Source organism: Bacillota bacterium (assembly GCA_013178045.1).
Taxonomy (GTDB): domain Bacteria; phylum Bacillota; class Ch66; order Ch66; family Ch66; genus Ch66.
This window is the reverse complement of sequence record JABLXP010000024.1, coordinates 18,113-28,083: the sequence shown is the minus strand read 5'-3', so window position 1 is coordinate 28,083 and position 9,971 is coordinate 18,113. Positions and strand designations below refer to the sequence as shown.

The window sequence follows — 9,971 nt, the reverse complement described above, 5'->3', positions numbered from 1 at the left end:
GCAGCAGAGATTTTAAGCCTAAGCGAACGCCAGGTAAAACGCATTAAAAAGGGGGTCAAGGAATATGGCGAGGCGTTCGTAATCCACAAAAATAGAGGCCGGAAACCTCCGCATGCTTTAACTGATGAGGTAAAGTGGCCAAAACAGCCTCGTAAACCTGTTACTCCAGCAGAAAACCACCTCTGGAGGACTAAATCTGTTAGTTTCCCTGTCACCATGTACGACGAATCAGACCGCGAAATTCTTGAGGCCCTTTACAGTTCAAGGCTTGCTTGGCGATAGGATTTGGACTTTATCTACATCACAAAATAAAAAGAGTAAGATTTCGAACAACTTGTGTGCGAAATCCTACCCAATCTTGCCGACTTTCAATTTTTCTTTTAGCCCCATAATAATCCACCACCAATAAGCTTCTTCCAGCCGATCAGGGCCGCTCCTAACGCGCCGACGATCTGCGGTTCGGCAGGAACAAGCAGTTCAGCACCCAGCAACTGACTCAGTTTCTTTTTCACCCCGGTGTTTTTCGCTACCCCACCCGTGAAAACGACCACTTGAAAATCACCCAAGCGATTAGCCATATTGGCGACTCGCTGGGCGACGGCCGCATGTATCCCCGCAATAATCCGCCGCTTGTCAATCCCTTCGGCCAACAGCCCGATGACCTCCGTCTCGGCAAAAACAGTACACATACTGCTGATGGTGATGGGATCTTGTACCGTCACAGTTGCCCCAATTTCCGCCGGGTCGATGCCCAGCGCATTGGCCATAATTTCAAGAAACTTGCCTGTTCCCGCCGAGCATTTGTCATTCATGGCAAAGTCAACTACTCCGCCCCTGGAGTTTAGGACAATAACCTTGCTATCTTGTCCCCCAATATCAATAATCAACTCGGCTAGTGGGAACAGGTATTTGGCCCCTTGAGCGTGACAGGTGATTTCCGTGACGGCTTCATCAATAAAGTCCAAGGATATCCGCCCGTAACCGGTCGCCACACGATACTTCACCTCGTTCGGTACAACCCCGGCCTGGGACAACAGCTTTTGATAGGCTTCACGGCCAGCCTGCTTGGGGCTCCAGCCAGTAGGAATAATCACATACTCGCATCGGTCATTTCCCCACAAGACTGCTTTGCAGGACGATGACCCCACATCTATTCCAACCGTGTACATGTCGATTACCTCATGATGAAGATTTAATCATTTCCAGAAAGGCCGAAATCCGGAGTTTTAAACTTTGGATGTCAGCAGTAGAGTAATCCGTTTCAATCTGCAGGAACGGGATACCCAGCTTGTCTTTCACATGCTCTCGTACCAGGAATGATTCAATATTGAAAGTATGGCAAGCCTGCCAGGTCAGATCAATTACGCCGTCTACCGCATAATCACGAATCAATTCGGTCAGTAACTCTAACCGTCCCGGGTTAGGAGACAGACACGAACAGGGAGTCTGCAAATATTTCTCCGCCAGTGCTAAGAGTGGATCCTTATCGGGGTCCTCATCAACCAACGTATGCAGGCTTCGGTACCCAGAACAGTTTTCCAAACCCACCACCGCTCCTCCACTATCTTCTACAATCTGGATAACCTTTTCCGAACCAATTCCTATCGGACAACCGGTGATCAGGATCCGCGGCGTATCTGGTTGGAACGGAGATTGCTTACTGGCGATGATTTCTTTCACCTCTGCAATTAGCTGACGGATCAAGGCAATACCGTCTTCTTTGTTGACATTAAACCCCTTCATCCAAAGCGCCAGTAACAAATCCCGCCCAGAAAGTGGAGCCGGCCGGAGACGGTTGAGCGCGTGAAGTTCCTTCATCACCCGCCGCTCTTCGTTAACCAGGGCAATCGCGGCCCGGATTTTTTCCTCGGTGATCGACACGGCGAACTCTTCTTCCAACCGTTCCTTCAGGCGATTCAGTTCGTTCCGCCACCATTTGAGTTCATTTTCCCCTCCACCCTGGGGCAAGCTCAGCACGTGCATGGGCTTGATTCGCTGCATCAGTTCATACATTTTCTTTTTGCCGTCACACGTCGTCTCAGCAATTACCAGGTCAGCAAAATGAAAATACGGGCAGGTATCGGTAATGGCAAACCCGTAACTCGACTTGATCAATGGGCACAGGTTGCGGGGAAGGACTTTTTCCGCAGCGGGAATCGGGTCTTGTTTCGTTCCGCAAAGGGTTACCGGCATCGCCCCGGCCGCCACGACCAGTTCCTGCGGCGAAAAAACGCAATACATCCCCACAATTTTTTTGCCCGTTTCCTTAGCTTCTTTAACGGTGAGCACGTTTTGCTGCCGTAATCCTTCAAAGGTCTCCATTATTCGTGGTCGCATTTTTCTCACCCTTTCTAAGAAAATAAACATACCATGTTTAAACTATTTGTCTGCGGCCAGAACGTTGCTTCCCATAAGGGCAAATCGCCACACACATGCCGCAAACACAGCGTTCCAGGACAATTCCCCATTCCTTCTTCCGGTTTTCGATAAATTGTTTGCATTTGACCGGATCCAGACGCAATTCGTCTGGCTCATTTTCATTAAACTCCCGCCCATGGATCGCTCCACCAGGACATGCCTCAACACATAAGTGACAGCCTCGACATTTGGATTCCATTGGCGTTCCTGTCGCCAATGGAGCATCGGTTAGTATTGTCGCTAGCCGTACCCTTGGGCCATCATTTGGGGTTAGAAAAAGGCTGTTTTTACCGATCCATCCCAGTCCTGCCAGCCGAGCTACTAGTTTATGGGAAACCAGTCCGGCCTGTTTAGAAGGATACAAATTATAGGAAGCAGGAACAGGGAAGGCTTTCCAGCCATTCTTTTCTATCGCTCTGGCTAACTTAACCGTACCGGTGTTTTGGAGATAGTCCACAGCATAATAAATGTAGTTGTGAAATGATAAAATCTTATCCTGTTCTTGAGATTCAACAGGATCGACTACCGCGTCAGCTAATCTGATGACCAGAGATATTGCCCGCGGGAATTGCCGGATAAAATCACCGCAGAATGTCGCCATGTAGTCATGGTATTTGCTGATCTCAGCCACGCCGAAATAATCCCACCCGTGTTCCAGGGCAGCTTGCTTAAGTCTCTCTTGCCACTCCACTTTCTTTATGCCTCCCCAGGACGTGATTTACTCGTGATTTACTATTGAACCTTTTAAAAAATATTCTTAAGTCCTTAATAAAATTCCTTTATTATATGTATTTCTTTCTGTTATAATAGGGCAACCCTTAGGGACGTATAAACAAATGTTAACTTTTATCGATCAATCAAGAGGTAAAAAAAGAAGCCTTTGGCGGCTTCATAACTCTCAAAGCTTATCAGGCCAAAGAGGCCGTATTTATTTCTGAATTCATTGGCTTCTCACAAGACCGCTGAATGCGTTTCAAGAAGGCCCCAATCACCCGATCAAGAACCGCAAACTCAATCAGAAAGGCGTCATGACCATAGGGTGAGTCTAATTCGTAGTAAGTTACGTCTTTCCCCTTTTTCGCCAAGGTTTCGGCAATAGCCTCTTGCTGATAAGGAGGATACAGAATATCGGAATTAATGCTGATGACCAGCGAACTGGCAGTAACCCTGGTCAGCGCGTTTTTCCACCCTTCGGGCGTACCATCACGACCAAGATCGTAAAGATCAATGGCCCGGGTAAGGTATAAATATGAATTAGCGTCAAATCTTTTAATCAGCGAATGTCCTTGATACTCCAAATATGACTCGATGGCAAACTTGGTTCCCCATTGGTAAGGATCGCTGTCACCATATTGGAGACGCCGGCCAAATCGAGTAAGCCAGGTTGCATCGGTTTTATAAGTTATGGTACCAATCGCCCGCGCCGTGATCAGGCCATGAACTGGTCCTGGACCGGGGTAATAGTTTCCATTTTGCCAAGCCGGGTCACTCATGATGGCGTAGCGACCAGCATAGTTATAAGCGATTTGTTGCGGGGTACTGAACGCTGAAACCGCAATCGGAATGATCGACTGCATGAAGCCGGGGAACATTACCCCCCACTCCAACACCTGCATGCCGCCCATTGATCCACCGGCAACACAGACCAACTGGTTCACCCCCAGGTGACGGAGAAGCTCACGCTGAACGCGCACCATATCCCTGATGGTGACGATGGGAAAGTCAGTACCATAAGGACGGCCCGTCGCCGGGTTAACCGAAGATGGGCCGGTTGTTCCCTGACAGCCGCCCAGAACATTGGAACATACCACAAAGTAATGATCAGTGTCAAAAGCCTTCCCCGGGCCGATCAATCCGTCCCACCACCCGGGGAGAACATCATCGCCGGTATAAGAACCAGCCGCGTGAGCATCCCCCGTCAGGGCGTGACAGATTAGAATAGCGTTGGTCCCGGCCTCATTGAGGTGACCATAAGTTTCGTAGGCCACCGTGATTGGCCCTAAGCGCCGGCCACTTTCCGTTAAAAAATCGTGCGGGGGTTTGAATAACGTCATATATTTCCTTCTGGTGGCAAGATTCTTTTGGTCAGGTTTTTTTGGGTCCATTCAAATTGCCCCCTATTTCGCTCAACATTATCCTAAGGTTCAACTGAAGATAAAATAAAAAACCCCCTCCTGAGACACTGGAGAGGTTATTTCCTTCCTCTTCTTATCTCTCAGGACATACGCCTGCAGGAATTGGCACCTTACCAATAATCGCCAATATCGGTTGGTTGCCGGGTTTCATCGGGCCAGTCCCTCCACCTCTCTGGATAAGAAATTAAACTATATTTATTTGTTTAGTTTATATTAACACAGAAATCACCCCGGGTCAATTAGCTCGTCTTAAAGATTTGAATCGACGCCCTTCTGGAGTAACCTTTTGTAATAAAACCCGCTTGTATAAAGGGCTGCCGCTGGGTCATGCCCCAAAACCCCGCCCTGTTCATTCCATCAGACAGGCCTTTCTCGATGGCTTCGTAAGCATCAATGTTATTTTCAACTATGGCGGTTGAGACTGTAATCGCTTTTTCTTCGTCCATTTCTACAACCGCATCTGATAAATCCTTAAAAAGCCTTTCTTTTAATTGTGTCATCTTATCTCCCTCTTCCTTCTTCAGAATATATTCCTGTATTCCGAGTTATTAACTTTATTTTATCGCCAGAAAATTTGGCTGTCAAGAAATAATTACCTTAATGTCTATCGAAAAACTATAAATAAAGGCTGGTGATAATAAACTACACCTGGGTTCAAATACAGCATACAGGATATTCTCATACGAGATCGGATATAATAAACTTAACATACAAGAAGGAGGAACAACACATGTCGAAGGTAATGAAATGCTTGTGCGAGGAGTGCCATTACAACATGAATTTAGAGTGTCATGCTGATGGTATCGAAGTCCGATCTAATGGGGACAACAAGGTAGATACATCAGCGGGAACCTGTTGCCATACCTTTAGAAGAAAAGGATAATTACTTAGATCGAGTAGGAGGCAGGTTTCCCCGCCTCCTCTCACCTATGAAAAATGCAAGTCCATACCAAAAACTTTGGCATGAGGGTCTCCGCAGAAATCTTTCAGGGACAGCCTAGCTAATGTCCTCCGCTGCAATGGGCGACTGGCCGAAGCAGGTAGTGTTTCCTAAGCATAATATCACCTCCTGTGATGGCTTTGTTATATGTCTAGCGCCTCGGATTAAACCGTTTCAAACGCAGGGCGTTGGAAACGACCGAGACGGAACTGAAAGCCATAGCTCCGCCGGCGATTACCGGGTTGAGCAGCCCCAGCGCGGCAATGGGAATTCCCAGGGTATTGTAAAAAAGAGCCCAGAACAGGTTTTGCTTGATGTTACGCATAGTCGCCTTGCTCAGCTTAATCGCCGCGACTATACCGCGAAGATCGCCTTTCATCAGGGTGATGTCAGCAGCTTCCATGGCCACATCAGTACCGGTACCAATGGCGATTCCGACATCCGCCGTCGCCAGAGCGGGCGCATCGTTGATGCCGTCTCCCACCATGGCGACCACCTTTCCCTGGTCGCGCAGCCTTTGCACTTCATTGGCCTTGTCTTCAGGTAATACCTCTGCCAAGACATTATCTATCCCAACCTGTTGAGCGATGGCCTTAGCTGTTCGCTGATTGTCCCCGGTGATCATCCAGACTTCGATTCCCAGTTTTTTCAGTTCGCGAACCGCCTCGGTGGAGTGTTCCTTGACGGTGTCAGCTACAGCAATTATCGCGGCCATTTGCTGATCGACAGCCATCAACATTGCTGTTTTCCCTTCATTTTCGAGGGCTTCCAGCTTATCGACGACCGATTGAATTTCCACCCCATTTTCGAGCATGAGCTTTCTCGTCCCGATTAGTACAGCATGTCCGTCAACACTGGTCCGCACACCGCGGCCTGGGATTGCCTGAAAATCCTGAGGATCAGGAATTTCTTCCCCCAATTCCTTAGCCTTCCTAACGATCGCTTCCGCCAGCGGATGCTCAGAATTCTTCTCGGTGATGCCGGCCAACTTAAGAATATAGTTTTCTTTTCCGGCGAATGCACCCAGAGTTATGATCTCGGTGACCTCGGGCTCCCCTTTCGTAATCGTCCCGGTCTTATCGAGAATTACCGCGGTAAGACGGTGCGCTTTTTCCAGGTGCTCGCCACCTTTAATCAGGATACCGTTTTCCGCTCCCTTCCCGGTGCCGACCATAATCGAGGTCGGCGTGGCCAATCCCAGGGCACAAGGGCAAGCAATTACCAGGACCGCGGTAAAGTTGATCAGGGCGCGGGTAAAGTTGCCCGGGTCAACTTCCCAATACCAGAGCGCAAAGGTGACTAGAGCAATGCCAACCACGGCCGGAACAAAATAGCTGGAAATCACGTCGGCCAGCCGCTGAATCGGCGCTTTTGAGCCCTGGGCTTCTTCAACGATCTTGATAATTTGGGCGAGGGTGGTGTCTTTGCCGATCCTCGTCGCTTCGAATTTAAATGTACCGTGTTTATTGAGCGTGGCCCCGATCACTTCATCGCCAACTTTTTTATCCACCGGGATACTCTCCCCGGTCAGCATGGATTCATCTACCGTTGAGTAACCTTCGCGGATGATGCCATCAACAGGAATCTTCTCCCCTGGTCGAACAACGACAATATCGCCTACCAGGACCTCCTCAATTGGTATCTCCAGTTCCTGACCGTTTCTAACGATCCGGGCTGTCCTGGCCTGAAGCCCCATCAGTTTCTTGATCGCCTCCGAAGTACGTCCTTTAGCAATGGCTTCCAGCATTTTGCCCAGGATGATCAGCGAGATAATAATCGCGCTAGTCTCGTAATAAACGTGGCCGTGTTCGATGAAGAAAGTCGCGGCGACGCTATACAGGTAAGCCGCGGTAGTTCCAAGGGCGACCAGGACATCCATGTTCGCGCTCTTGTTTTTGAGAGCGATATAAGCACCACGGTAGAACTGGTAGCCGGCGACAAACTGAACCGGCGTGGCCAGGATAAATTGAGTAATTCGGGACCTAAGGAACGATGGAAGTTGAAATCCGAACAGCTCGCTAAACATGATCAGGAGCAGCGGCAGGGAAAGCGCGGCGGAAAAGATGAACAGGGACATCTGTCGCCGAATCTCCCGCCCCCTTTCGGCCTTTTCGCGGTCCAGGTCGCGTTTGTCTTCCGCCGCGCGAGCTTCATAGCCAGCCTCCGCCACGGCTTGTTTGAGCTCATCGATGCTGACCAGCCCGGCGTTGTACTCGACCGTGGCCTTCTCCGTGGCAAAGTTGACATTCGCCCGCATCACCCCGGGGAGACTGCTGAGTTTCTTCTCCACTCGTCCGGCACAAGCGACGCAACTCATCCCCAATATTCTCAAATCAACCTTTTCAGTCGGAACAGAATATCCCAGCTCGTTCACCTTTTTAACCAAATCTTGAAGGCTAACTACATTCGGGTCATATTCTACCGTGGCTTTTTCGCTGGCAAAATTAACATTAGCCTCCACCACGCCAGGTAAGCTTGAAAGACCTTTAGCGATCCGATTGGCACAGGCGACGCAGGACATTCCCGAAATCTTGAGACTTGTCTTGGCTTCACGAGGTTGGGCTGCCCTTTTATCCATTTCGGATCCCTCTCTTCTTTATTTACTTTATTTACTTGGAATTTCTTTCTCCATCTTCTTTAGGCTCAGGCTTGCTGTGCTGATGTCCACTATGGCCTTGTTCGCCACAACATCCTCCACCTCGTCTCATCATAAAGAACAGCAAACCAAAAAGTAATGGATACCAGAAGTAGTTACTTAATTGTTCCACGTAATAGCACTTCCAATAATTATATCTTTTGTACCATACCCCCGTATGGTATGGTTTTCTTTTTTTATATTATTATACAGTAAGACACACTGTGTCAATAGTTTTTGCAAAATATACTTAAAGAATTACGGGATTCATTTGCAAATATTGTAAAAAGGCTTTGACTACAATCCCTCGTAGAAGTCTTTTTTGATTACTCACGATTTGAAGCGTGGTTAATGACGATTAAGCGCGTGTTTGGTCTAATCGATTTCCTCAGGTGCTCCAGATCGATATTACTAAATGGGTCATTGACTACCCGCGTCACCTCGATTCTTAACGCCATCAAACGGTTAAGCGGTCGAACTACGGAATTGTGTTCCAGGTGACTGGTGATCACGTGGTCGCCAGGTTTGAGCAAACCCTTCAGAGCGATGTTGAGCGAATCGGTGGCGTTAAGAGTGAATATGACCCGTTCCGCCGCCGGCGCGTTAAAGAAGCGGGCAAGCCGGGCTCTGGTTTCCAGAATCATTCGTTCCGCCTCTACCGCCATCTTGTGCCCGGCCCTCCCCGGGTTGGCTCCGGTCTTGCGCAGGAACTGATCCATTGTGGTATAAACAATGTCTGGCTTTGGCCAGGACGTGGCCGCGTTGTCAAGGTAGATCATCTTTATCGCTTCTCCTAGGCACCGATATATCGCGCATACAGCGCTCTGGCTTTTGATTCGTCATCCGTTCCCTTGATGATTGCTCGACCGTCGCCGAAAACTACGAGTTCGTAACCGTTGGTCTTAAAGGTGACCAGAAAACCATTGGTCGAAACCTCGCCTAACGGCTTCAGCCGGTTAATTAGGTTCGAAAAATCAAGCTTAATCCCGCGATCAGGGGACACTTGAACGGCGTTACGGCCGCACAGACTGGTTGTCCGCAGGCCGGCCTCGCCATCATCAAGATAACGGAATACTCCTTGTCCACAAACAGGACATTCAGGATTCCGCGTCACGGGTATAGCAGTGAAGTGGTTTTGCCAAACGTCAACCGCAACCAAGCAGCGGTTAACGGCCTCTCTCTCCAACCAGTAGCTTAAGGGCCTCAGCAGTTTGCAGTGACGCAATAATATTAGAAATTGGATTAATAATGCCCACCGTATCACAAGTTTGCCCCGAGTGTGATATATTCCCGGGAAAAAGGCATTGCAGGCAAGGCGTCTCCCCAGGTATGATTGACATGGTTAGACCATAACTGGATACGCAAGCGCCATAGATCCAAGGAATGTGATTTTTGACGCAAATGCCATTGATCAAATAGCGGACTTCCAGGTTATCGGACCCGTCCAAGACGATATCGGCGCCGGCCACGAGCGATTCAATGTTCGTAAAATTAACGTCGCAAACGATCGCCTCGTAACAAACCAAAGAATTAATCAGCCGCAATCGATTTGCCGCCGCGATGGCCTTTGGTAGAGTCGTTGCCGCATCAGATTCATCGTAAAGAGCCTGTCGCTGCAGGTTAGACTTTTCCACAAAGTCCCGGTCGACCAGACGTAGACGACCTACACCCGCCCTGGCCAGGTTGTGGGCTAAAACACTCCCTAGGGCGCCAAGACCAATAATCAAGACAGTACTATTGGCTAATTTCTCTTGCCCACTATAACCGATCGGAGTAAAGAGAATTTGACGGGAATAACGATTAATTAGTTCATCCACCTTATGGCCCTCCCGGCAGCAATTTA

The 9,971-nt window shown here is 48.9% G+C and carries 7 protein-coding genes, 2 pseudogenes and 1 riboswitch; of the genes and pseudogenes, 1 reads left to right on the top strand and 8 read right to left on the bottom strand.

What is annotated here, in order from left to right; all coding sequences use genetic code 11:
- Window positions 1-380 precede the first annotated feature (380 nt).
- The 5 genes and pseudogenes from HPY81_09595 to HPY81_09575 all read right to left on the bottom strand — a co-directional run bounded on the left by HPY81_09595 (window position 381) and on the right by HPY81_09575 (window position 5,053).
- Window positions 381-1,169, bottom strand: coding sequence for a 2-hydroxyglutaryl-CoA dehydratase (locus HPY81_09595; protein NPV27668.1), 789 nt, complete (start codon window positions 1,167-1,169; stop codon window positions 381-383).
- 10 nt (window positions 1,170-1,179) lie between these two features.
- Window positions 1,180-2,337, bottom strand: coding sequence for a 2-hydroxyacyl-CoA dehydratase (locus HPY81_09590; GenBank protein ID NPV27667.1), 1,158 nt, complete (start codon window positions 2,335-2,337; stop codon window positions 1,180-1,182).
- 37 nt (window positions 2,338-2,374) lie between these two features.
- The gene (locus tag HPY81_09585; protein NPV27666.1) at window positions 2,375-3,109 is read right to left on the bottom strand and encodes an epoxyqueuosine reductase; all 735 of its coding nucleotides are present in this window, start codon (window positions 3,107-3,109) and stop codon (window positions 2,375-2,377) included.
- A 217-nt stretch (window positions 3,110-3,326) separates the two neighbouring features.
- A complete protein-coding gene (locus HPY81_09580) occupies window positions 3,327-4,472 on the bottom strand; it encodes a homoserine O-acetyltransferase (protein ID NPV27665.1) in 1,146 nt (381 codons plus the stop codon).
- Between the two features lie 151 nt (window positions 4,473-4,623).
- Window positions 4,624-4,736, bottom strand: a riboswitch (SAM riboswitch).
- Between the two features lie 155 nt (window positions 4,737-4,891).
- Window positions 4,892-5,053: pseudogene (locus tag HPY81_09575) on the bottom strand (cobalamin-binding protein).
- A 230-nt stretch (window positions 5,054-5,283) separates the two neighbouring features.
- Between HPY81_09575 and HPY81_09570 the strand changes: the two are divergent.
- Entirely contained in the window at window positions 5,284-5,436 is a 153-nt protein-coding gene (locus tag HPY81_09570; protein NPV27664.1) for a DUF1540 domain-containing protein, read from the top strand.
- A gap of 208 nt (window positions 5,437-5,644) precedes the next feature.
- Here HPY81_09570 and HPY81_09565 read toward each other — a convergent pair whose 3' ends face one another.
- The 3 genes and pseudogenes from HPY81_09565 to HPY81_09555 all read right to left on the bottom strand — a co-directional run bounded on the left by HPY81_09565 (window position 5,645) and on the right by HPY81_09555 (window position 9,945).
- Window positions 5,645-8,071 (bottom strand): copper-translocating P-type ATPase, encoded by a 2,427-nt coding sequence (locus HPY81_09565; GenBank protein NPV27663.1) that lies wholly within the window; start codon window positions 8,069-8,071, stop codon window positions 5,645-5,647.
- A gap of 383 nt (window positions 8,072-8,454) precedes the next feature.
- A complete protein-coding gene (locus tag HPY81_09560; protein ID NPV27662.1) occupies window positions 8,455-8,907 on the bottom strand; it encodes an aminotransferase class V-fold PLP-dependent enzyme in 453 nt (150 codons plus the stop codon).
- 14 nt (window positions 8,908-8,921) lie between these two features.
- Window positions 8,922-9,945: pseudogene (locus tag HPY81_09555) on the bottom strand (thiazole biosynthesis adenylyltransferase ThiF).
- Window positions 9,946-9,971 lie beyond the last annotated feature (26 nt).